Source organism: Mesoterricola sp. JemC181 (assembly GCF_055384585.1).
In genome coordinates this window covers 2,937,326-2,960,278 of the sequence record NZ_AP045076.1, presented here as the reverse complement: position 1 = coordinate 2,960,278, position 22,953 = coordinate 2,937,326, and the positions used below count along the sequence as shown (strand labels likewise).

Annotated in this window: 18 protein-coding genes and 1 riboswitch; of the genes, 7 read left to right on the top strand and 11 right to left on the bottom strand. The window is 68.7% G+C overall.

What is annotated here, in order from left to right; genetic code table 11:
* Positions 1–12 precede the first annotated feature (12 nt).
* Entirely contained in the window at positions 13–468 is a 456-nt protein-coding gene (locus tag ACZ5MC_RS12945; RefSeq protein ID WP_464517786.1) for a helix-turn-helix domain-containing protein, read from the bottom strand.
* 123 nt (positions 469–591) lie between these two features.
* Positions 592–1,068 carry a hypothetical protein gene (locus ACZ5MC_RS12940; protein ID WP_306600916.1) on the bottom strand — a complete coding sequence of 159 codons (477 nt, stop codon included), beginning with the start codon at positions 1,066–1,068 and terminating at the stop codon, positions 592–594.
* Between the two features lie 374 nt (positions 1,069–1,442).
* On the opposite strand from ACZ5MC_RS12940, the gene ACZ5MC_RS12935 reads away from it, so the two are divergent.
* Positions 1,443–3,593 (top strand): immunoglobulin domain-containing protein, encoded by a 2,151-nt coding sequence (locus tag ACZ5MC_RS12935; RefSeq protein ID WP_464515977.1) that lies wholly within the window; start codon positions 1,443–1,445, stop codon positions 3,591–3,593.
* A 46-nt stretch (positions 3,594–3,639) separates the two neighbouring features.
* Here the strand turns inward: ACZ5MC_RS12935 and pepT are convergent, their stop codons facing one another.
* The gene (gene pepT, locus ACZ5MC_RS12930) at positions 3,640–4,923 is read right to left on the bottom strand and encodes a peptidase T (protein WP_306600914.1); all 1,284 of its coding nucleotides are present in this window, start codon (positions 4,921–4,923) and stop codon (positions 3,640–3,642) included.
* Between the two features lie 200 nt (positions 4,924–5,123).
* On the opposite strand from pepT, the gene ACZ5MC_RS12925 reads away from it, so the two are divergent.
* Positions 5,124–6,440, top strand: coding sequence for a M48 family metallopeptidase (locus ACZ5MC_RS12925; RefSeq protein ID WP_464515976.1), 1,317 nt, complete (start codon positions 5,124–5,126; stop codon positions 6,438–6,440).
* A gap of 7 nt (positions 6,441–6,447) precedes the next feature.
* Here ACZ5MC_RS12925 and ACZ5MC_RS12920 read toward each other — a convergent pair whose 3' ends face one another.
* From ACZ5MC_RS12920 to ACZ5MC_RS12910, 3 genes are read right to left on the bottom strand one after another with little or no spacing between them, the layout of a single operon-like run.
* Positions 6,448–7,620 carry an MFS transporter gene (locus ACZ5MC_RS12920; RefSeq protein WP_306600912.1) on the bottom strand — a complete coding sequence of 391 codons (1,173 nt, stop codon included), beginning with the start codon at positions 7,618–7,620 and terminating at the stop codon, positions 6,448–6,450.
* Positions 7,621–7,664: 44 nt separating this feature from the next.
* Positions 7,665–8,060: a DUF1801 domain-containing protein gene (locus ACZ5MC_RS12915; RefSeq protein WP_464515975.1), complete on the bottom strand. Its 396-nt coding sequence runs from the start codon at positions 8,058–8,060 to the stop codon at positions 7,665–7,667.
* 26 nt (positions 8,061–8,086) lie between these two features.
* The gene (locus ACZ5MC_RS12910; protein ID WP_464515974.1) at positions 8,087–8,524 is read right to left on the bottom strand and encodes an SRPBCC domain-containing protein; all 438 of its coding nucleotides are present in this window, start codon (positions 8,522–8,524) and stop codon (positions 8,087–8,089) included.
* 523 nt (positions 8,525–9,047) lie between these two features.
* Here ACZ5MC_RS12910 and tnpA point away from each other — a divergent pair.
* The gene (gene tnpA, locus ACZ5MC_RS12905; protein ID WP_306600627.1) at positions 9,048–9,479 is read left to right on the top strand and encodes an IS200/IS605 family transposase; all 432 of its coding nucleotides are present in this window, start codon (positions 9,048–9,050) and stop codon (positions 9,477–9,479) included.
* Positions 9,480–9,702: 223 nt separating this feature from the next.
* On the opposite strand, the gene ACZ5MC_RS12900 is transcribed toward tnpA, so the two are convergent.
* The 4 genes from ACZ5MC_RS12900 to ACZ5MC_RS12885 form a co-directional block, all read right to left on the bottom strand.
* Complete coding sequence (locus tag ACZ5MC_RS12900) at positions 9,703–10,170, bottom strand: CoA-binding protein (RefSeq protein WP_464515973.1); 468 nt, start codon at positions 10,168–10,170, stop codon at positions 9,703–9,705.
* Between the two features lie 40 nt (positions 10,171–10,210).
* Positions 10,211–11,935, bottom strand: a complete 1,725-nt coding sequence (locus ACZ5MC_RS12895) for a sensor histidine kinase (protein ID WP_306600908.1) — start codon at positions 11,933–11,935, stop codon at positions 10,211–10,213.
* Between the two features lie 100 nt (positions 11,936–12,035).
* Positions 12,036–14,081: a diguanylate cyclase domain-containing protein gene (locus ACZ5MC_RS12890; RefSeq protein WP_464515972.1), complete on the bottom strand. Its 2,046-nt coding sequence runs from the start codon at positions 14,079–14,081 to the stop codon at positions 12,036–12,038.
* A gap of 99 nt (positions 14,082–14,180) precedes the next feature.
* A complete protein-coding gene (locus ACZ5MC_RS12885; protein ID WP_306600906.1) occupies positions 14,181–15,401 on the bottom strand; it encodes a chloride channel protein in 1,221 nt (406 codons plus the stop codon).
* A 16-nt stretch (positions 15,402–15,417) separates the two neighbouring features.
* A riboswitch (Fluoride riboswitch) is annotated at positions 15,418–15,481 on the bottom strand.
* Positions 15,482–15,582: 101 nt separating this feature from the next.
* Between ACZ5MC_RS12885 and ACZ5MC_RS12880 the strand changes: the two genes are divergently transcribed.
* From ACZ5MC_RS12880 to ACZ5MC_RS12870, 3 genes are read left to right on the top strand one after another with little or no spacing between them, the layout of a single operon-like run.
* A complete protein-coding gene (locus ACZ5MC_RS12880; RefSeq protein ID WP_464515971.1) occupies positions 15,583–16,320 on the top strand; it encodes a hypothetical protein in 738 nt (245 codons plus the stop codon).
* Positions 16,317–17,414 (top strand): chromate efflux transporter, encoded by a 1,098-nt coding sequence (chrA, locus tag ACZ5MC_RS12875; protein ID WP_306600904.1) that lies wholly within the window; start codon positions 16,317–16,319, stop codon positions 17,412–17,414. The genes ACZ5MC_RS12880 and chrA overlap by 4 nt, the downstream gene beginning before the upstream one ends.
* A 53-nt stretch (positions 17,415–17,467) precedes the next feature.
* Positions 17,468–17,692 (top strand): hypothetical protein, encoded by a 225-nt coding sequence (locus ACZ5MC_RS12870; RefSeq protein WP_464515970.1) that lies wholly within the window; start codon positions 17,468–17,470, stop codon positions 17,690–17,692.
* Here the strand turns inward: ACZ5MC_RS12870 and ACZ5MC_RS12865 are convergent.
* The gene (locus tag ACZ5MC_RS12865; protein WP_464515969.1) at positions 17,689–18,459 is read right to left on the bottom strand and encodes a sensor histidine kinase; all 771 of its coding nucleotides are present in this window, start codon (positions 18,457–18,459) and stop codon (positions 17,689–17,691) included. The two genes, ACZ5MC_RS12870 and ACZ5MC_RS12865, sit on opposite strands and share 4 nt — an antisense overlap.
* Before the next feature lie 619 nt (positions 18,460–19,078).
* On the opposite strand from ACZ5MC_RS12865, the gene ACZ5MC_RS12860 reads away from it, so the two are divergent.
* On the top strand, positions 19,079–22,948 hold the full coding sequence (locus ACZ5MC_RS12860) for a PAS domain S-box protein (protein ID WP_464515968.1): 3,870 nt from the start codon (positions 19,079–19,081) through the stop codon (positions 22,946–22,948).
* Positions 22,949–22,953: the final 5 nt, after the last annotated feature.

Here is a 22,953-nt window from a genome sequence, read left to right as displayed (position 1 = left end):
CACACCGTTGCCTCACGTAAGGACCCGACCGAAATCCCAAGTCCACGCTCCTAAAAACTTGGTAAGCCGGCTGCTACGCAGCGGCCCCTCGATGGGGAATTGTAATTGTCGTCGATGGGGAATTGGCGTTGACGTCGGGCATCCCACCGTGCTCTCGCTCACCCCGATGGCCTGCGCCATGGTGGCCCGGCTCCAGTGCGTGGCATTGACGGGCTGTTCCTGCGTCGTCTTATGGAGCACCTCTTGCCCCTTCAAAGCAATCACCCAAGACTTCCGGCCTCGACCTGGGCGTTCCCTCTCGAGGCCATCGAAGCCCGCTTCCTCCCATCGCTTGAGGCATTGCCAAGCAGTCCGATGATCACAGCCCAAAGCCTGGCCGATGTCACGAAAGGACTCGCCAGAAGCTCGATGAAGAACAATCTTGGCCCGCAGGACGCTGCGCGCAGGCAAGGTCCGGCTCCGCGCCATTTCCTCAAGGCGTCTGAATTGCTCCACAGTTAGATCAACTCGCCCCACTTGCGCCAAAGTTCTCACCTGCCGCTTGGATGCGACGAGCTGTATTGGCGTTACAGGTATTTCTGGCGGCCTACACTAGTTCCAATGCGCCTCGGGATCCCACCTGAAGCCCACCGTCACCATCGGTATCCGGGCTGCCGGATGGATTCCATAGAAGTCCCGGATGATCGCCGTTCCCAGCTCCGCGATGCCCTGGCCGGTGATCCGGAGCTGGCGCACCTGGTTCTGCTCGCACTCCTCGACGTGATAGCCAAGTGCCGTCGCCATTTCGGCAATCCTGGACTTGTCGGACAGGTTCCTGTGGCCAACGAGGACCCAATCCAGGCCGACAACGCCGTGGTCGATGGAAAACTGGAGCTGGACTCCTTCCCCGCCGGATGGGAGCGTAAGAACGCTGGCGTTCCCCTCCCGAGCGGAAACCTGAAGCTGGGCCAGGATTTCGGGGATCTCTGACGAAGCTACGTGATGCGTCGCCGGCGAGCGGCGGCGGAGGGCACGGATCAAAAGTCCAATGGAAACAATAATAATACTAAGCAGTAGAAGGAGCTTCACGGGATTCCTTTCGCCCGGTTGATCGTCCCGGACGCCAGCAGGGGACGTGATCGTCATTTAAGTAGCTGGATAAAATTAAGGTTACCACTTCCAGCCAGGGGGGGGTGCGCATCCTCGTCTCCCCATAGGCACGGGAAGCGGATCCCCCCCAGGAAATGACCAATCCATGGGCGACTGGGACGCTAAATCAATGGTGTATTCCTGATTGGATCTATAGACATTAAATCCAAAACTTTTTTACCTTAGTATTTTCAGAATGTTGGATCTTTTTTCTCATGTGCAACCCTTGCACTCCTTTACCTCCAACCGATATTGGGCGACTCCTGAGACCGCCCCCCGGTCCCTCGACACCTTCCCCTTCCCATGAGGTGCCTGTGCGAAGACGACTCCTACCGCTCCTCCTGGCCGCAGCCAGCATTCTCCCCGGCCAGTCCACCCAGAAGCTGCCCAATAACACCGGCTCCAGTAAATACGTCGTATTTGCCTGGAACGACCTGGGCATGCACTGCCTCAATCCCACCTACGACAAGGCGGTGATCCTGCCCCCGTACAACACGATCCAGGCCCAGGTGGTCCAGCGGGGCAATCCGCCTGTCGTGGTGACCACGGGCGTCAACCTCAGCTACAGCATCCTCGGCAACACCACCTCTTCCAACAAAGGCAACTTCGGCCAGTTCTGGACCAACGCCTTCAAGCTGTTCGGCGCCAGCCCCGCCCTGGACCATGGCCTGAACCTGGATGATCCCTCGATCTCGAACGGCCTGTCCGGCGCCATGATCGCCAAGGGCAACCGTTTCGTGGTGAACGGCATCCCCCTTACGCCCATCAATGATGCGGGGGTCTGGAACCCTTACCAGACCGGCCTCATCACCGTGAAGGATGCCAGCGGGGCCACGGTGGCCAGGACCCAGATCGTGGTTCCGACCTCCGATGAGATCAACTGCGCGAAATGCCACGGCAGTGCCGACCCTCTGGGCGACATCCTGCACAAGCACGATGCGAAGCACCTGACCAACCTGGTCAGCAGCGCCCCCGTTCTGTGCGCAAGCTGCCACGGAAGTCCGGTGCTCAACCAAACCGGCCGCGGCTCCGCCGGCACATACCTGTCCGAGGCCATCCATGGGTCCCACGCGACCCGTGGCGCCGCGTGCTACGACTGCCACCCCGGCGCCTCCACCCGGTGCAATCGCTCGCTGGCCCATACGGACGCGACCGGCGCCTGCACGAACTGCCATGGTTCCATGGCCAACGTCGCCGCGACCAGCTTGACCAAGGCCCGGACGCCCTGGGTGAATGAACCGAGCTGCAGCCAGTGCCACACCAACGTTCCCGGGGTGGACACCGCCGGCGTGCTGTTCCGCAATGCCTCCGGTCACGGCAACATGGCCTGCACCGCCTGCCACAACTCGCCCCACGCCATGCTTCCCAGCAGCCAGGCCATGGACACCTTCACCGCCGCCCAGTACCAGGGCACCGCCGCCGCCCCGAAGGCCATCGGCAGCTGCGGCGCCTGCCACGCCTCGAACCACGGCGAAGGGTTCAGTGACTGGCGCTCCGAGCACGGCAGCACCGGAACCTCCACGGAATCCGCCTGCAACGTCTGCCACACGGGCTTCCAGAACCCGGTGCAGGTGAACTTCCCCCACGGGTTCCAATGGAACGCCCGCACCGCAACCGTGGGCTCCGGCCCGGTCAAGAACGTCCCCGTGACCGAAACGCCACTGCCCGGCGCGCCGGTGATCGCCACCCAGCCCAGGAGCCTGACCGTCACCCTGGGGCAGACTGCGACCTTCAGTGTCCAGGTCTCGGGCACCACCCCCGTGACCTATCAGTGGTTCAGGAACAGCGTGGCCGTCGCGGGCGCAACCGGGGCCGCCTACACCACGCCGGCGGCCGTGGTTGCCGACAATGGGGCGGTCTTCACGGTGGTCGTGAAAGCTGCCGGGGGCAGCGTGACGAGCCAGCCCGCAACCCTCACGCTGGTCGTCGGCACGGTTAGCGCCCCAGCGATAACCGCTCAACCCGCCAATCTGACCGTGAGGGCGGGGGCCACCGCCACCTTCTCCGTGACGGCCACCGGTTCGGTGCCACTGACTTACCAATGGCGGAGGAACGGCGTCGCCATCCCCGCCGCGACCGGGTCCAGATACACCACGCCCGCCACCGTCCCGGGCGACTCCGGAACGAAGTTCACGGTGGTGGTGACCAATTCCGCCGGTTCGGCCATCAGCGACCCCGCGACCCTGACGGTGACGACCACGGGCACCGCCCCCCGGATAACCACCCAACCCACGAACCAGCAGGTGCGCGTGGGCCAAACCGCCCGGTTCACCGTGGTGGCCACGGGTTCGGCACCCTTGCGTTACCAGTGGTACAAGAACGGAACGGCTGTTGCCAACGCCACAGCGGCGACCTACTCCTTCGCGGTGGCCCCGTCCGACCGTTACGCCCGGATCCATGTGATGGTCGCCAACCCTTATGGCTCCGCCAAATCCAATACGGTTTGGGTTTCGACCGGCGATTGACTGCTTCCTCCGTGAATCGTGGGGCCGGTCCACCGGCCCCACGATCCTAGGCTTCCTTCCCCGACTTCTCCACCCACACCCCCAGCAGCTGCACGCACACCTCCACCGCCGCCGCCATCCACTCCAGGGACACCCACTCCTGCACGGAGTGGAAGCTCTGACCGCCCGCGAAGATGTTCGGCGTGGGCAGGCCCATGTAGGACAGGCGGGCCCCGTCCGTGCCGCCGCGGATGGCCCGGCGGATGGGGGTGATGCCCTGGCGGGTCACCGCCTCCAGGGCGTAGTCCAGCACCTTGGGATCCTCGGCGATCCTGTAGATCATGTTCCGGTAGGATTCCTTGATCTCCAGCTGGATCGACACCCCGGGGAAGGAGCCTTCCGCATCGCGCTGAAGCTTCCGGAGTATCTCCTCGCGGCCTTCCAGCTCCTCCTCGGTGAAGGCCCGCACCAGGAGCTTGAGCTCGGCCCGGGTGACGTCCCCGGTGAGGGAGAAGGGGTGGAGGTAGGGCTGCCGGTCCTCGGTGGTCTCCGGCAGGCTGTCGGGAGGCAGCAGCTCCACCAGCTTCGCCGCCACCCGCACGGCGTTGACCATGACGCCCTTGGCGTAGCCCGGGTGCACGTCGTGCCCGGTGATGGTGAAGATGGCCGTGTCCGCGCAGAAGGTCTCGTCCTCCACCTCGCCCAGCACGGAGCCGTCCAGGGTGTAGGCGTACTGCGCACCGAAGGCCGCCACGTCGAAGTGCTCGGTGCCCCGGCCCACCTCCTCGTCGGGGGTGAAGCCGATGCGCAGCTCCCCGTGCAGGAAGTCCGGATTCCGCCGCAGCCAGGCCAGGAGGGTCAGGATCTCGGCGATGCCGGCCTTGTCGTCGGCGCCCAGGAGGGTCGTGCCGTCCGTGGTCACCAGGGTGTGCCCCAGGCACTGGGCCAGGGTGGGGTTGTGGTCCGCCACCAGGGTCTCGCCGGCGCCCAGCACCAGGTCGCCCCCCTCGTAGCCCCGGATGATCCGGGGCTTCACGTTGGCCCCCGGAGTGGCGTGGTAGGTGTCCAGGTGGGCCAGGAAGCCCACCACCGGCACCTTGCCGAACGCCGGATGGCCCGCGGGCAGATTGGCGGGAACCCGGGCCGTGACGTAGCCCCACTCGTCCATGGCCGCGCCCGCGCAGCCCAGGGCCTCCAGTTCCGCCACCAGGATCCGGGCCAGGTCCTTCTGCTTTTCCGTGGAGGGGAAGCATTCGGCGTTGTCGTCGCTGCGCGTGTCCACCGCCACGTACCGGAGGAAGCGGTCCAGGAGGTCCTGCTGTTCGGAGGCGTCAAGTTTCCAGATGGTCATCGCGGGACTCCCGCGCCGGACCGGGCCGGCGGATGGCGTGCGCCCGGGGATGCCCGGGGCGAAGGTTGGGTTCACGCTAGTCTAACCCGGCAGGCGGCGGCCCGGCTTGCCCCGGCGCGCGGCCGGGTCCAGAATGGGCCATACCTCCAAATGCAAGTTCATCGATGGGCGCGCGCGACGCCGCCCTCCCGGGAGACGCCATGAAAAAGAAATCCGTCTGGGCGATCCTTGCCGCCTGCCTGGCGCTTGGCCTCGGTCTGGGCTTCACCGCCAAGGTCCGCGCGGGCGCGGCGTCCCGCGAGGCGGCCATGATCCGGCCCGTGGACGACGCCTGGCGCGCGGCGCTGCCCCGGGATCCGGAACAGGCCACGGCGGCCTACCTGGCCCGGATCTCCCCCGAGGCCCGCGGGCGTTCGGACGCCTACTTCACGGGAGGCTACTGGCTTCAACTGGGGAGCTTCCTGGTCACCCTCGGCTCCTTCGGGCTTCTGCTGGCCACCGGCGCCTCCGCGGCCATGCGGGAGTTCGCCGAGCGCGCCACCCGCCGCCGGCCCCTTCAGACCATGCTCTACGCGGTGCTGTTCCTGGCCGCCACCTGGGTCATCCAGCTGCCCCTTGGCGTGGCCGGCGACTTCATCCGGGAGCACCGGTACGGCATGGCCACCCAGTCCTTTCCCCATTGGATGAAGGACCAGGTGGTGGGCCTGCTGGTCTCCACGGTCATCCTGGCCCTCGCCCTGGCCGCCCTCTATGGTGCCCTCCGGCGGTTCCCCCGCACCTGGTGGATCTGGGGCACCGGCGGGGGCGTGCTGGTCCTGGCCTTCGTGATGTTCATCGCCCCGGCCTTCATCGACCCGCTCTTCAACGCGTACAAGCCGCTTCCGGAGGGCCCCGCCCGCCAGGCCATCCTCTCCCTGGCCCGGGCCAACGGTGTGCCGGCCAAGGATGTCCTCTGGTTCGACGCCTCCCGGCAGACCAACCGGGTCAGCGCCAATGTGAGCGGCATCCTCGGCACCACCGCCGTGCGCCTCAACGACAACCTCCTCAACCGGTCCACCCTGCCCGAGATCAAGGGCGTCATGGCCCATGAGCTCGGCCACTACGTGCTCAACCACCTGTACAAGGCCCTGATGTTCTTCGCGCTGGTCCTGCTGGCCGGGTTCGCCTTCGTGGCCTGGGCCTTCGAGGCGCTGCGCAGCCGTGCCGGGTCCTGGGGCATCCGGGACATCGGCGATCCTGCGGGGCTGCCGCTCCTGGCGGGCCTGTTCACCCTCTTCATGTTCGTCCTGACGCCGGCGCTGAACACCGATACCCGCGTCCAGGAGACCGAGGCCGACCAGTTCGGGGTGAACGCGTCCCTGGAGCCCGACGGCTTCGCCGAGGCGCAGCTTAAGCTGGTGGAGTACCGGAAGGCGGATCCGGGCCCGGTGGAGGAGTTCCTCTTCTTCGACCATCCCAGCCCCCGCAAGCGCATCCTCACCGCCATGCGCTACAAGGCCGAGCATTTCCCCAGGTGAAGCCCGGTCAACCCGCCCGGTCCCCGACCAGGTGCGGCGCCAGCGCCACGGCCAGGGGCAGGGTGGCCAGGGCCGTGAGGGCGGTGGCCGCGGCGGCCCAGGTCACCCCCACCGCGTCCCCCAGCAGGCCGTAGAGGACCGGCGACAGGGCGCCGCTGCCGATGGTGCCGGTGTAGAACAGCGCGAAGGCGCGCTCCGTCCGGTCGGTGGCGGCCAGCTCCGGGACGGTGCCGTAGAGGACCGAGGAGGTGCCGTTCAGCATGATCCCCAGCAGGGGCAGCACCGCCAGCGCCGGCGTCAGGGGCAGGGCAAGAAGGAGGAGGATGGCCGCGGCCGTGCCTCCCTCCGTGAGCGCGACGGTCCACAGCACTCCGATCCTGCCTCCCAGCCAGCCGCAGCTGAACTTCCCCCCGGCGCCGCCCAGGAACACCAGGGCGAGGCCCAGGCCGACCGTGGGCAGGCCCGCGCCCTTGGCCTTGAGCAGGAACGGCAGGAACGTCAGCAGCCCCATGCGCACCGCACTGTCGATGACCCCGATGGCGAAGAGCAGCGGAAACCCGCCCCGTCCTCCGCCCCGGCGCGGGGTCTCCGGCCCCAGGGCGCTGCCGGCCTGCGGGGCGTCCGGAAGGAGCAGGCCGATGGCGAGGGCGGCGCAGAGGCCGAACGCCGCCATCAGCCCCAGCATCCCCCGCCAGGGCATCCGCATGAGCAGCAGCGCGGCCGCGGCGGGGAAGGCGGCCTTGCCCAGGTCGCCCGTGAAATTGTAGATGCCCAAGGGACCCCGCGCCTTGTCGCCGTAGGCCCGCGCCACGGCCGCCGAGCCCACCGGGTGCTGGGTGCTGGACCCCGCGCCGGCCGCGGCCAGCGCCAGGCAGAGCCCCGCCAGACTCCCCGTGAAACCCGCGAGCAGGTAGCCCAGGGCCGTGAGCGCCGTGCCCAGCGCCAACACCACCCGCCCGCCCAGGCGATCCGCAAGGAATCCGGCGGGCACCTGCAGCCCCGCCATCGCCCCCGAATAGAGGCCGCGCATCATGGCGATCATTCCGTAGCCCAGCCTGAATTCCGCCTGCCACAGCGGCAGCAGCACGAAGATCGTGTCCGTGTAGCCGTCATGCATCGCATGGGCCATGCCGGCGACGAAGAGGGTGCGCCGTCCACTGGAGCGATCCGCTGGGGTCATGGGGCCACTATATCAGGGGCCGCGGGCGTGTCAGGCGCTCCGCGCTAACCGGGGTCCTTGAGGAGGTTGAGGGCGGCCGCTTGGCGAACGAGCGCCTTGAAGGCGGACGCGTCGACCTCTTCGCCTTCGCGGATGTCGATGGCCCGGCGCGTCTTCCCCTCCAGGCTGGAGTTGAAGAGCCGTTCCGGGTCCTCCAGGGACGCGCCCCTGGCGAAGGTGAGCTTCACGACGCTCTTGTAGGATTCGCCCGTGCAGATGATGCCCGCGTGCGACCACACCGGGTTGGCCCACTTCCATTCCTCGACGACGTCCGGGTCCGCCTCCCGGATGAGTGCGCGCATCCGGCCCAGGGCCTCCCCGCGCCAGTCCCGGAGCCCGGCGATCCGGTCGGAGATGAGTTCCGATGCCGATGGATCCTGGGCGGTTTCCGCCTTCTTCATGCACTCCTCCCTTGCCCCCGCAGGGGTCAGACGCCCCCCGGCCCGCGTGCGCCGACCTCGCGCGCCAACCGGTCCAGGTTCTGTTCGTTGGCCTTCTCGAGGAACCCCCTCATGTTCTCCGCGAATTCGGCGTTTTCGAAGACGCCGGTCCAGGAAACGAGGGTCCCGGCCGCGCAGGGCTCCAGGGCGATGGAAAGCTCGAAGTGCGGCAGGTTGACGTGCCGGATCCGGACCAGGGAACCGGGGACGATCTCCTGGAACTCCGACTCGTTCGGATAGCCGGTCCCGTCCGGGCCGTGCATCGTGAACAGCCAAGGTCCTCCCGGGCGGAATTCGAAGGTGCTGAACGTGTTCGTGAACCCGTCCGGACCCCACCAGCGGGCGAGCCGCGCCGGATCCTGGATGGCGGCGAAGACGGATGCGGGGGAGGCCGGGATTTCTCGGGAATGGCGGAAGACCGACATGGGGGCTCCGGGATTTCGAATGGCCAGGATTCTAGCGCATCGGGCTGGCGGCTTCCACATTCCCTGATGCGGGCGGCTGGTTATTGGGAGCCTCGGGGCTGAAAGGGATGTAATGGTGCTTTAGAAGGTTCTTCACGGAATGGAGTGAAGGCTTCGACCCACACTCGCTTTGGCCTGCGCTTGAGAAGGGCCCTGGGACGGGTGGTCGTAGATCGTCCTGATCCCGTCATTAAGGTAGTTCGAAACGAAAAGCCTATCGCCGAGGCGCCGAGGCGCCGAGGATCGCCGAGAAATGATCTTTTTTTTCCTCGGCGATCCTCGGCTCCTCGGCGCCTCGGCGATAGGCCCTTCGACGGAGTTCGCCGGATTCATGGGATAACAAGTCGGCAGCAGCGAACTTCATCCTAGCAAAACCAGGAGACCCCCCGGCTCTGCCGGGGTGGCAGTAGAAGTTTGACATTTCAGGGAGTCCATCCTGGAATCTCCGATTGTGAGCCGCCAAGCACACGAAAGGAGGTCCAAGATGGACTCGTCGGAAAGTCTAAGCCACTCCCGGTGGGAGTGTAAGTACCACGTGGTGTTTATCCCAAAATGTCGAAGAAAGACGCTCTACGAGAAGTTACGACCACATCTGGGTGAGGTGTTCCGGCAACTGGCCGCGCAGAAGGAATGCCGGATCGAGGAGGGGCACCTCATGGCCGATCACGTCCATATTCTGATTTCGATTCCGCCAAAGTATGCCGTGGCGCAGGTGATCGGGTTCATCAAGGGTAAGAGCGCGATTCACCTCGCCCGCGTGTATGGGGAGAGGAAGCGCAACTTTGTAGGCCAGAACTTCTGGGCGCGCGGCTACTTCGTATCGACAGTGGGCCGAGATGAGACGGTCGTGCGCGAATACATCCGAAAACAGGAAAAGGAGGACGAGCGATTTGAGCAACTGTCCCTGTTTCGCTGACCAGGCACCTCCAAGGTGCCCATCCTATGATTCGGGGCCGCGTTAGCGACCCCGACCAGCCGCTTTGAGCGGCTCACGTTTTAAACCCCCCGGCTCTGCCGGGGGATGTCTTAGTGCTGAGTAGCGGATGAGGCTGGCCGCGACTGCCATGGGGATGCCATTGGCATCGGTGATCCATGGGAGGACTGTGCCTGGGCGCCACTGCTTTCCCCGTCCACCGGCCCTAGGTCGGAACCCGGTGGCTGCGTCCCAGCCACCACCGGAAGATCCGGTGCGCCAGGTCGACCGGCTGGCAGTACATGAGCGGACAACCGCCCTCGATGGGTTCCACCCCGTGATCGCGGCAGGCCTGGAGGGCTTCGACGGAGACGCTGCCATCCCCGAAGGACCGGTGGAACCAGATGTGCCGGATGCCCCTGGCCAGGGCGGCGCTGGCCACCCCGGCCGAGACCGACGGGTGCGTCGCGACGATCACGCCGTCCACCGTGCCGGGCACGGACGGGATGTCAGGGTAGCAATCCTGGCCTTCGACCTTGGACGCGTTCGGATTGACCGGAACGACCTCGTAGCCGGACCTTTTGAGCTTCTTGAAGATCGCGTTCGCCGGCGAGGAACCGGCCCGCGAAACGCCGGCGACGATGATTCGCCTGCCCGAAAGGAATGCGGCAACGGCGTCGGGAACCTGGGTCATCGGGATGCTCCTTGTCCTGGATCCGTCGTGGGGTTCCCGGTCAGGGCAGGGCCGGGAACGCCAGGCGGAAGGTGGTCCCCTTTCCGGGGAAGCTCACCACGTCCACCGTCCCGTTCTGGGCCTCCATGAGCGCCCGCACGGAGGCCAGGCCCAGGCCGGTGCCCTTGCCCTCGGGCTTGGTGGTGAAGAAGGGGTCGAAGATGGACTCCTGATCCTCCGGCCGGATGCCGTGGCCGGTGTCGCTCACCTCCAGGATGGCGGCGGAGCCGCCCTCGGCCATGGTGCCGGGGAACAGGCGAATGGCCACCGCGCCGCCCTGGGGCATGGCGTCCTTGGCGTTGCTCACCAGGTTCACGAGCACCTGCTCGAGGGTGGAGGTCTCCACCAGGGCGGCGCAGGTGGCGGGGTCGATGCCCATCGAGAGGGTGATGCTGTCGGGGAGGAGCATCCGCATGATCTCGCGGCTGGCGGCCAGGGCCTCGGCTATGTCCTGGGCGGTGTTGCCGGGGGCGGCCTCCCCGCGCCGGCCGAAGTTCATCAGGCGCTGGGTGGCCCGGCTGGCCTTTTCGGAGATGTCGATGATCCGCTTCACGTCGCGCCGGGTGGGCTCCTGGCCCTCCTCGAGATGGGCGTTCATGAGCTCGGCGGTGCCGCGCAGGGCGCCCAGGAGGTTGTTCAGGTCGTGGGTGAGGCCGGCGCCGAGGGTGGCCAGGGTGTTCATGCGCTCGGTGCGCAGGAGGGTCTCCTGGGCCTTCTCCAGGGCCTGGGTGCGCTGGACGACCCGCTGCTCCAGGTGGCTGTTGGAGGCCTGGAGGTCGCGGATGGCCTGGAGCATGCGGAGCACCAGGAATACCACCATCACCAGGAAGATGCCGAAGGTCTCCCGGGTCACGTCCTCGGGGCGCCAGGCCAGGATCCAGCTCAGCGCGGCGATGCTCGCGGCCATGGGCAGGTAGGGCAGGGACCGGAAGAACCGCCAGGGACCCTCGACCCTGGGATCCCCGCCCTCCGCGGAATGGGGCGACCATGCGGCCAGGCCCTGGCACAGGGGGATCAGGCCGGCCACCACGATCCACCCCTGGCGGTGCACCTGGGGCGGCAGTCCGGACAGCGTCCAGAAGGCCAGCGACGCCAGCCAGGCCACGGCGGACATGGCCAGCCAGCCGAAGGCCCCCCGGGCCCGGCCCAGGTGGCCGGAGGTGATGTACACGACGCCTCCGCCCAGGAGCGCGGCGTTCAGGTAGGCCAGGAAGACCCGGAACCCCATGCCCGTGCCCGCCGAGCGGAGGGAGCTCTGCACGCCCATCACCCACAGCAGGAGCAGGAGGGAGGTGGCGAAGATGAGGCTGTCCAGGAACTGGCGCTTGCCCCGGCTCCGGCGCTCCAGGGGCCTCGGGAAGCTGAGGACCCCCACCACCACCAGCACGCCGGTGGCCAGGTTCAGCAGGGAGGAGACCGCCTCGTAGGGCATCCGAACGCCCAGGGCGACCAGGGCGGTCAGGGCCAGGTTGGTGGTGTCGGTGAGGGTCGACGCGGCCAGGAAGCCCCAGGCGGTGCGCTCGGGGCCGGAGGTCTTCCAGGCGCGCAGGAGGAGGCTGACGCAGGCCAGGGCCTCCAGGAGGCCGTAGGCCGCGGGCCAGGTCCGCTCCCGCAGCTCCGGCGGCGCGGCCAGGTGCGCCAGGGCGACCACCAGCCAGAAGCCGGCCAGGGCCACCTTGGGGGCCAGGGTGCCTTCGGACCGGCTGTCGATGGGGGATTCGGGCAAGGGGAAACCTCGGACGGGCGCCGGGTGCGCCCGGGGCCAAGAAGATATGAATCATTATGGACTATTTCAACAGGCCCTGCCTGGAGGGTCCCCCGGGGGTTCACATATAGGGGAAGTACTTCCGGTCCTCCCGGAACATATGCTGGGAGACCACCTCGTCGGCCACGAACCCGAAGAGCTCGCCCACCTGCAGGGCATCCCGTTCGTAGTCCGCGACCAGGGCCCGGGCCCGGGCGAGGAGGCCGGCATGGCAGGCGGCATGGGCTTCGGCCTGGGGATAGCCCGCGGCGCGGAGGAGGCCCTCCTCGTGCCGGAAATGGCCGGCGAGGTCCCCCAGGAGCCGCTCCATCAGGGGGAGGCAGACCTCCCGGGGCAGTCCCGCCACCACGGCCGAGAGCAGGCTGTTGGCGTCGTCGAACAGGGCCCGGTGCTGGGCGTCGATGGTGGCGTTCCCGCTTTCCGCCGCATCCCGCCACACCAGCCGGACCAGATCGGGGTGGCCCTCGTCCGGCCCGGAGTCGCCCAGGGCGGTTTCGATGCGGTTCCGTCCGCCCTGCTTGGCGCGGTAGAGGGCCTCGTCGGCCAGCATGAGAAGCTTGTCGGGCGAGTGGAGTGCGGAGCCCGCGCGGGTGGCGGTCCCCAGGCTGACGGTGACATGGGCGGATGCGGAATTGCCCTCGTGGGGGATGGCCAGGTCCTCCACGGCCCGGCGGATGCGCTCCGCCAGGGCCTGCGTTCCCTTCGGCCCCGTGTCGGGGAGGACCACCGCGAACTCCTCGCCGCCATACCGGGCCGGGAGGTCCGAGGGCCGCCCGACGGCGGCCTTGAGGGCCCGCGCCAGGCGCCGCAGGCACTCGTCCCCCGCCGGATGCCCGTACCGGTCGTTGTAGAGCTTGAAGTGATCCACGTCCAGGAGGATCAGGGACAGGGGCGACCCGGAGCGCTTGAGCCGCTGGAACTCGGCGTGCAGCACCTCGTCGAACTGCCCCCGGTTGGCCAGGCGGGTCAGGGCGTCGGTCCTGGCGCTGGCCTGGGCGTAGTCCCGCTCGAGGCCCAGCTGGGTGGCCAGTTCCTGGATCCGCATCGCGTCCAGCTTGCTCCCGGTGATGTCGGTGGACATCCCGCAGAGGCCGCGAACGGCCTTCCCGGCGGTCCAGAGGGGAAACTTGGTGGAGAGGAAGTAGCGCTGGCCGTTTCCCGTGGCAAGGCTCTCTTCCGCTTCCACCAGCTTGCCGCCCCGCATGACCTCCTCGTCCACGCGCCGGAACCGCTCCCCCGCGCCGCCGGGGAAGATCTCCTCGTCCGTGCGGCCCAGGGCGTCCCGGCGGGAGCGGCCCGTGACCTCCTCCCACTTGCTGTTGACCAGCTCGTAGCGGCCTTCCAGGTCCTTGACGTAGATGAGGGCGCCGTTGTTCTCGATGACCTCGGAGAGGAACCGGTTGACCTCCTGGAGGTGTTCCCCCGCCTCGCGGCTCTCGGCGTTCAGCCGCTGGTTCACCAGGATGATGAACCCGAAGCTCCAGAGGATGCCCCCCGCGATGGCCGCCAGGTAGGTCGTGATCGGCAGCAGGGTGGTCATGAACAGCCCGTTCGCGGGGAGCCCCAGGAAGGGCGTGGCGGCCCGGAAGACGAAGAAGGCGCCGTGCACCCCGAAGACCACGGAGAGGAAATCGACGGAAGGGGCGATGGACGGGGCCCGGTTCTCGCGGAGGGCGCGCAGGGTCAGCAGGGACAGGATCCCGATGCCCGCCGACAGGAGGACCCGGCGCCCGGAGGGATCGGCCCCGGTGAAGGTGAGCACCGCCGCCGTCGCCAGCGCGCCGCCCATGAAGACCCCGAGCCCGGCGCCCGGGGGCTTGCGGTCGAAGAACTTGAGGACGCCGACGTAGTTGAGCGCCGCCCCGACCATGAAGAGGACGTTGTTGGCGACGATGCCATAGGGGCTGAGGGCGGGCACGGCCCGCAGCGCGTTGGCGACGAAGGCGAGCACCAGGGCGAGGCTCCCCAGGGCCCAGGAGCCCAGGCCGGCCCGGGAGGCGTTGGACCGGTACTGGCCATAGAGGGCCAGCACCTGCAGCACGGAGCCGAGTCCGAGCACGAAGGCCAGGGTGTGGAGGTCCAGGGGGGGCAGGGGGGGAAGGTTCAACTTGGCCTTTCCTCACACGTCTGGGGCATCGGCTGGCTCGGAGGGTTCAGGTTCGGTATCGCCGATCATATACATGCGCCACCGCGCCCACAAGGGGCCTCAGCCGTCCTTCTGCGTGTGGACCCGGGTCCCGCCGTAGATGCCCCGGTGCCCCACGAGGATGTAGGCCAGGAAGGAGGTGATCGCCAGCGGCCCCGCGAACCCGCCCCCGAACAGCTCGATCCCCATGAGGGTGGACGCGATGGGCGTGTTGCTGGCCGCGGCGAACACGGCGATGAACCCCACGGCCGCGATGAAGGGCACCGGCACCCCCAGGACCGGCGCCAGGGCCGCCCCCAGCAGCGCCCCGATGACGAACAGCGGCGTGACCTCGCCCCCCTTGAACCCGAAGCCCAGCGTCACGACCGTGAAGAGGACCTTGGCCGCGAAGGCCCACGGGGGCACCGGCCCGGCCCCCTCGAAGACCCGGGGGAGCCAGACCGTGCCCAGGTTGAGGTAGTCCGTGGTGCGGAAGGCCAGCGCCAGGGCGGCGACCGCGCAGCCCCCCAGGCCGGCCCGCAGGTAGGGGTTGGCCCGGCGGGTCCAGGCGGCCAACCGGTGGGTGAGCTCCGAGAACCCGCCGGCCACCAGGGCCACCGGCAGCGCGAAGAGCGCCAGCTTCAGCCCCAGCGCGGGCGTCAGGCCCAGGGCCGCGGGGTGGAAATGCACGTGGGGGGCCCCCAGGCCCCGGCAGATGGCGTCCCCGGCGAAGCTGGCCATGGTGCAGACGAGGAGGCCCTCATAGTGGATCTTTCCGATGGCGATGACCTCCATGCCGAACAGGGCCCCGGCCACCGGGGTCCCGAACAGCGAACCGAAGCCCGCGGACACGCCCGCCATGAGGAGGAGGCGCTGACGGCTGCGCGTGAGGCGCAGCCAGGCCCAGGGGAGCTTGCCGATGGTCCGGGCGAGGCTCGCGCCCATTTGCACGGCCGTGCCCTCCCGGCCCGCGGAGCCGCCGCCCAGGTGGGTCAGGAGGGTGCCCGCCAGCACCAGGGGGGCCATGCGGGACGGGACCCGACCCTGGAATTCCAGCACTTCGTCCAGGATGAGGGCGCTGCCCCGCTCGGATTCCCCACCCCAGCGGGTATACAGCCAAGCGCTCGCGATCCCGAAGACCGGCAGGAGCCCCACCAGCCAGAGGTGCCCCGCCCGCAGGCGCAGGGTCCCCTCCAGGAGCCACAGGAACAGGAAGCTCGCAGTCCCCGCCAGCAGGCCCACCGCCGTGCCCATCCCCAGATCCCAGGCGGTGCGCGCCGCCCTCCACCGCAGTCCGACCATGCATCCCCCGGGGCCATGCAACGTAGGCGCCATCAGCCGGAAGGGGCGGTTACAGGGTGGACACCATCACCTGAGGGGGATTTTATACCATGGAATCGGCCCGGGGGCACGCCGCCAGGGTCCGGGACCCCTGGACGCCGGCGGCGCATCCCGCCTATGATCGGACGCCAGGGAGGCGGTCATGGCGATGCGCAGGCTCCTGCTGACCGGTCTCGCCCTGGCCAGACTCTCCGCCGGCCCGCCCTTCCGCACCGATGACCCGCAGCCCGTGGACCTGGGCCACCTGGAACTCTATGTCTTCGCCGCGGGCCAGCACGCCTCCGGCATCGGGCCCGCCCTGGAGTTCAACTACGGCATCCTGCCCGACACCCAGTTCCACCTGGTGGCGCCGTTCGCCTACGTCCGGGATCCGGGCCTGCGGACGGGGCCGGGCGATGTGGAGGTGGGCCTGAAGTGGCGGTTCCTCCACGAGACGGGCACCGTTCCCCAGATCGGTGTTTTCCCCTTGGTGGAGCTGCCCGCGGGCGATGCCGCCCGGGGGCTGGGCGCCGGCCACACCCAGGTGTACCTGCCCGTCTGGCTGCAGAAGAGCCTGGGACCCTGGACCACCTATGGCGGCGCCGGCTGGTGGCGGAACCCCGGGGCCCGGAACTGGACCTACGCCGGCTGGCTCCTGCAGCGGGACCTGGGGGAGAAGCTGACGCTGGGGGCCGAGGCCTTCCGCACCACCGCCCAGACGGAGGATGGCCACCCAGCCGCCGGCTTCACCGCCGGCGGCCAGATCAACGTCTCGGAGCGGCACCACCTGCTGTTCAGCGCCGGTCGCACTGACGGGCAGACCTTCTTCTACGTGGGCTACCAGCTCACGGCCGGTCCCTTCGGCAACCTGGCCGACGGGTTCCGCCGGGCCCGCCCATGACGGGTCCCCTGCTTGAAGTGGCCGGCTTCTTCCTCCGCCTGGGCTTCACCGCCTTCGGAGGCCCCGCCGCCCACATCGCCCTCATGGAGCAGGAGGCCGTGGGCCGCCGGGAATGGCTGACGCGGGCGGACTTCCTGGACCTGCTGGGGGCGGCCAACCTCATCCCGGGGCCCAGTTCCACGCAGCTGGCCATGAGCCTGGGCTACCGCCGGGCGGGCTGGGCCGGGCTCGCGCTGGGCGGGGTCTGCTTCATCCTTCCGGCGTCCCTCCTGACCTTGGCGCTGGCATGGGGTTACGTGCGCTTCGGCCGCCTGCCCCAGGCGCAGGGCCTCCTCTACGGCATCAAGCCGGTTGTGCTCGCCATCGTGTTCCAGGCCCTGTGGAACCTGGGCCGGACGGCCTTCCGGACCCGCCTCCTGGCGGTGCTGGGCGGCCTGGCGCTGGCCGCCGCCTTCCTGGGGCTCCATCCGCTGGTGGTGCTCCTGGGGGCCGGACTGGCCGCCGCCGTCCGGGTGATGAAGCCGGGGACCGCCATCGCCTGGCTGCCCATGGCCGCCGGGGGCGCCCTGCCCGCCGTGGGCCTGGGGAGCCTGTTCCTCTTCTTCCTCAAGCTGGGGTCCGTGCTCTTCGGCAGCGGCTACGTCCTCCTGGCCTTCCTCAAGGCGGACCTGGTGGACCGGTACCGCTGGCTCACCCAGGCCCAGCTCCTGGACGCCGTGGCGGTGGGGCAGGTGACGCCGGGTCCGGTGTTCACCACCGCGACCTTCATCGGCTACGTCCTGCGGGGCTGGCCGGGGGCCCTTGCCGCCACGGTGGGGATCTTCCTGCCCTCGTTCTTCTTCGTGGCCGCCCTGGGGCTCCTGGTTCCCAGGCTGCGCAAGTCAGCCGGCATGGCCGCCTTCCTGGACGGCATCAATGTGGGGGCCCTGGCCCTCATGGCCTCGGTGACCTGGGCCTTGAGCCGGGCCGCCGTGGTGGATCCCTGGACCGCCGCCCTGGGGGCGGCCAGCGGCTTCCTGCTCATCCGGTTCAAAGTGAATCCCACCTGGCTGGTCCTGGGGGGCGGGGGGGTGGGCCTGCTTTTGTTGAGATAGGCTCTCAACCTTTCCTCCCGCCCGCTCCTCTCATGGACAACCGGGAGGACCCCATGCCCATGACCCGAGCCCTCACCCGCCTCGCCATGCTCCTGGGCGCCTGCATGACCGTTGCCTCGGCCCAGGCTCCCCGGTGGCCCCGCACGGACGCGCCCGGCCACATCCGGCGCTCGGCCCGGGACGAGGGGTGGACCCGGCGCCTGCGGTTCACCCAGGCCCGGCGGAACGCGCTCCGGGACGCCAGGATCCGCGCCGGCACCGCAGGCCCGGCCTGCTAGGCGGGGGGCAGGAACACCTTCATCCGCGTACCCTTCCCAGGCTCCGTCTCCACCCGGAGGCCCCCGCCGTGTTTCCTTAGGATCCCCATCACCGCCGGCAGGCCCAGTCCGCGGTCCATGAACTTGGTGGTGAAGAAGGGATCGAAGGCTCTTGCCAGGACCTCCGGCGTCATCCCGGTCCCCTCGTCGGCCACCTCCAGGAAGGCGCAGGGTCCGGGGGCCATGGGGACGATCCATTCCGCCGCTTCCCCGCCCTCCGCCAGGCCCGGCCCGGTGGACACCGTGATGCGGCCTTTCCTGCCATCGGGAAACGCCTCCTGGGCGTTCAGGAGGAGCTGGGCGATGACCTGGGCCAGCAGGGCGGAGTCGCCGATCACCCGGGGGGTATCGCGGGCCGGTTCGCAGACCAGGTCCACCTGCGGGGGAAGGGGCGGGGCCTGGCGCACGGCGTCCCGGACCAGCTGATCGAGGTCCACCTGGGTGAACCGGAACACGCCTTTGCCCGTGAAGGCCTGGAGCTGGCCGATCCGGGCTGCGGTCCTCTGGGCGGCCTGGTCGATGCCCCGGAGGTAGCCGGCCATTCGGTCATCGGGCTCGATGGCCATGCGGGCCAGGGTTGCGTTCCCGATGATGGCGGTGAGGAGGTTGTTGAGGTCGTGGACGATCCCGCTGGCGAGCGCGTTGAGGGCCTCGGCCTTCCGGGACCGGAGCGCAGCCTCGAAGGCAGGGGTTCTGCCGGGGTCGGACGAAGCCGGGTCATTCAGCACCTGCTCTCCTGTCGAAACCAAACGCCCGTCGTGATTCCGGCACCCTGTCCGGCAGGGGCGCATGGTTGCGCCCTCCCCCGGAAACCGGCTTCGTTGGATGGTCCTTTGCGGCCATTCCGTTTCCTGCCCGAAGTGCTGGCAGTGAAAGTATAAGATGGACCAATTCGAGATGTGCAAAATCAGGTCTTTGATTTTTTCTTATCGTGGCAGCGTGAATTTATAAATAATTTCACATATAAAACTCCATGGGCAATTTATCTAGCGGGTTGGAGTGGATGAGAAAATGGAACACTAGAGCGAACGCGTGAAAAACGCGATATTTATGTCGCATTATTATGATCAGTCAATTTGTTTGAGCCTGTTTGCGAGAATCGAACCTGGATTCGATTTCCAATTGAAGGAAGAAGAGTTCATATTGCCAAAGATTAATCAATTTGATAATCATGCCTGAAATGCAGACTCAATCCTGATGCCTGGCAGTCGCCCGCTCGCCTGATTCATCCCAAATGCATCATGTGTTGCCAATCACATTGGAATTCATGTTGCATTTCTGGAAATCCGAACATTATAGATAGCCATCGATCCGCCTTGTGCACACCGGTACTTTTCAGGAGGTTTCTTGACCACGGATGCGGGTCCATTCCCAGGGCCGGCCCCACGGAAGGGCCCGGGCATTCCGGGCTCCGGTCCGGGGCGGCTCGCGACCCTGGCATGGCTGCCCATTCCCCTCATCCTCGCCGCGGAACTGGTCCTGCTGCGGGCGGAACTCCGCACGCCCTACGGTTCGGCTTTCCTCTTTCTGCATCTCAACTTCCTGTTCCTGATCCTCACGTCGGCGCTGGTGATCCATCGCCTGGGCCGCCTGTACCTGCGCTCGGGGGAACCGGGGCTTCTCCTCCTGATGGGCGGGGCCCTGATGCAAGGCGCCTGGGCGATCCTCGCGTCCCGTCCAGACTTCGGGGAAGGCCCGGGCGTGGAACGCCTCCAGGCGGTGTGCCTCTGGGCCGCCTCCCATTGCCACCTGGCGGCGGTGCTCCTCCTGGCCCGGCCCGGCGCGTCCCCGCGGTCGCCCCGGGTCTGGCTGGCGGTGGCGGGGGTGGCGACCCTGGCCCTGGGGGGGTGGCTGGGCCTCCGGGTTCCGGCCTGGGGCCCCGCCGGGCTGGGTTCCGGAATGGCCGTCTCCACCCTTGCCGCACTGCTGGCCGCTGCCGGGATCCAGGCCGTCCGGGACCGCCGGGCCCCGTCCGTCTTCGGCCGTTTCTACGCCGCGGCCCTTGCCCTGTTCGCGCTGGGCGCCTTGGGCCTGACCCTCGACCCGGTTCCCGGCGGCCTCCTGGGCTGGACCGGGCACTGGGCCCAGTTCCTGGGCGGAGCCTACCTCGTCCTGGCCGCCCTGGGCCGGGGCGGGCCCGCTCCGCAGGCCGGGCGCGCCTTCCTCCTCCTGCGCCGCATGGAACGGTTCTGGCCCCTGGTGGTGCTTCTCATCGTGGCGGCGGCCTGGGGGTTCCGGGCCCTCTTCCTGTCGGGGCTGGAGGCCAGCCACCCGTTCATCACCTTCTATCCGGCCGTCCTGCTCGCGGCCTTGGCGGGGGGCCTGCGGGGCGGCCTCCTGGCCACCCTGCTCTCCGGCTTCGTGGTGGACTGGTACCTGATCACCCCCGGCAGCCTCGTGGACAACGACCCCGCCCAGCGCGCCGAGCTCCTGGTGTTCCTGGTGGGCAGCTGCCTGATCACGTCCGTGGTGGGGTCGATGCTCAAGGCCCGGGCCCGGGCCTCCCAGGCCGAGACCCGGGCCCAGGTCGCGGCCGAACGCGCGGCCGCCGCGGAGGCGCTCCGGGACCGGGAGACCCGCTTCCGCCTCCTGGCCGAGGCCACCTCCGAGGGCATCGCCATCCTGGACGGGCGGCGGATCGTGGATGCCAACGACCGCTTCTGCAGGATGCTGGGCCGGGACAAGGAGGCGATCCTGGAAGCGGAGCTCGATGCGATCCTGCCGGGGCCGGACCGGGCCGGGGCCCTGGACGCCGTCCTGGAGGGGGATGGCCGGATGGGCGAGCTCAGTGCCCTCCGGGGGGACGGCACCGTCCTCGACCTGGAGGCGACCTCCAGGCCGTTCATGTTCGAGGGCCAGGCCCGGCGCATGGTGGCCCTGCGGGACGTCACCGCCCGCCGGAAGGCCCAGGCGGTGGCCGAGCGCTACCACCTCATCGCCAGGCACGCCCGGGATCCCCTCATCCTGGTGGATGTGGAGGGCCGGGTGGAGGAGGCCAACCAGGCCGCCGTGGATTTCTACGGCTATGCCCACGACGAGCTTGTGGCGCTCTCCATCCAGGATCTGCGGGTGGACGAACCCGGGATCGTCCGCCGGCAGATCCTCGAGGCCCGGAACCACGGCACCCTGTTCGAGACCGTCCACCGGCGCAAGGACGGCACGCAGGTCCAGGTGGAGGTGAATGCCCGGAGCATCACCCTCGAAGGGCAGGAGCGGATCCTGAGCGTCATCCGGGACATCTCCGAGCGCAAGCGCATGGAGGGGGAACTCCTCCAGACGGCGGCGAGAATGCAGGCCTTCATGGCGGCGACGACGGAATCCATATGGCTCTTCAGCCCCGAGGGGCGGGTCGTCCTGGCCAATCCCACCGCGGCCCTGAGGGTGGGGCGCTCCCAGGAGGAACTGGTGGGCAGGTTGATGGACGAGTTCGTCCCCCCGGACGTCGCCGCCGCGCGGAGGGCCGTCCTGGCGCGGGTCGTCGCCACCCGCGAGCCCATGGGATTCGAGGATGAAAGGGACGGCATCTCCTTCCATCACTCGTTCTACCCGGTGCTCGACATGCTCGGCCAGGTGTCGGGCGTCGGCAGCTTCACCCGGGACATCACCCAGGCCAAGCGCTCGGAGGAGACCCTGCGCCGGAACCACCACCGTCTGGAGACCCTCGCCGCCGCCATGGCCGCCCTTCTCCACCAGGAGGATCCCGAAGCCCTCATGGAGTCCCTGGCCCGGCAATGCATGGTGGCGCTGGACTGCCAGGTCTTCCTGAACCTTCTCGCCGGACCGGCAGGTGACCTGCGCCTCTACTCCAGCAGCGGCCTGCGCCCGGAGGATTCGGCGAGCTTCGAGGCCGCCTGCTCCAGGGCGCCGGACTGCGCGTGCGACGCCCGGGAGGACGCGCCCGTCCCGTGCGGCCCGGGTTTCTGCCCCCCCGCCCAGCTCGCCTCCGAATACGGGATCAAGGCCTTTGCCTGCCGCTCCCTTCTGGGCAGCGACGGACGGATCTTCGGCACCCTCGCCTTCGGCGCCGAAAGGGAGGCCTTCAACGAGGGGGACCTGGCCCTCATCAACGCCCTCTCCACCCACCTGGCCATCGCACTCGAGAAGAAGAAGAACAAGGAGGTCCTCCGCCTTTCCAACGAGGACCTGGAACGCCGCGTGGCCGAACGCACGGCCGAGGTCCAGGGGCTGGTCAGCCGCCTGCGCGCGCTGGCCCTGGAGCTCACCCAGGCCGAGCAGCGCGAGCGCCAGCGCCTGGCCCTGGTCCTCCACGACCACCTCCAGCAGCTTCTGGTGGCCGCCAGGATGAAGGTGGAGCTGATCCAGCTCTCGGGAGGTGAGGACATTCCCGCCCGCTTCGGGGAGGTGGACGCCATCCTGCGGGAGGCCATCGAGGCGTCCCGCTCCCTGGCGGTGGAGCTGTGCCCGCCCATCCTCCAGCAGGGCGGCCTCCTGGCCGCGCTCACCTGGCTCGCCCAGCGCCTGGCCGCGCAGTCGGGCTTCCAGGTGGACATCCAGGCGGATCCCGGCACCGAGCCGGCGGAGGAATCCCTGAAGCTCCTCCTGTTCAATTCGGTGCGGGAACTCGTGCTGAACTCCGCGAAGCACTCCGGGGTGAAGGAGGCCAGGGTCACGCTCACCCGGGAAGGCGGCGGATGGCTGAAGCTGGTGGTGGCCGACCAGGGCCGCGGCATCGACCCGGCCCCGCTGGCCCTGGGCCGGGGGGGCTTCGGCCTGTTCAACATCCAGCAGCGGCTCGCCCACGTGGGCGGCCGCATGGAGATCGTGGGCGGCCCAGGCGAGGGCACCCGCACGACGATCTACGCCCGGAACGAGGCGAAGGTGCCCCTGGCCGAGGGCGCCGGGGGCCAGGGTGCGCGGATCGCCATCCTCCTGGTGGGGGGCCATCCCGCGCAGCGCGGGGTGCTGGAGGACCTCCTGGCGGAGGAGGACGACCTGGACGTGGTGGGGGTGGCGAAGGACGGGGAGGAGGCGCGGGACCTGGTGCGAAGGCTCAAGCCGGATGTGGTGGTGGTGGATGCCGGCGCGGCGGGGCCGGTCGGGGCGGATCTGGCGCGCACCCTCTGGCGGGAAAGCCAAGGGATCCGCATCATCGGGTTCTCGTTCCATGCGGAGGCGTCCGGGGGTGCCCTGCGGGGACCGGCTTCAGACCTGTTGAGGGCCATACGGGAGACCCAGGGCTCCCCCGGCCCCGCCTGAAGGCC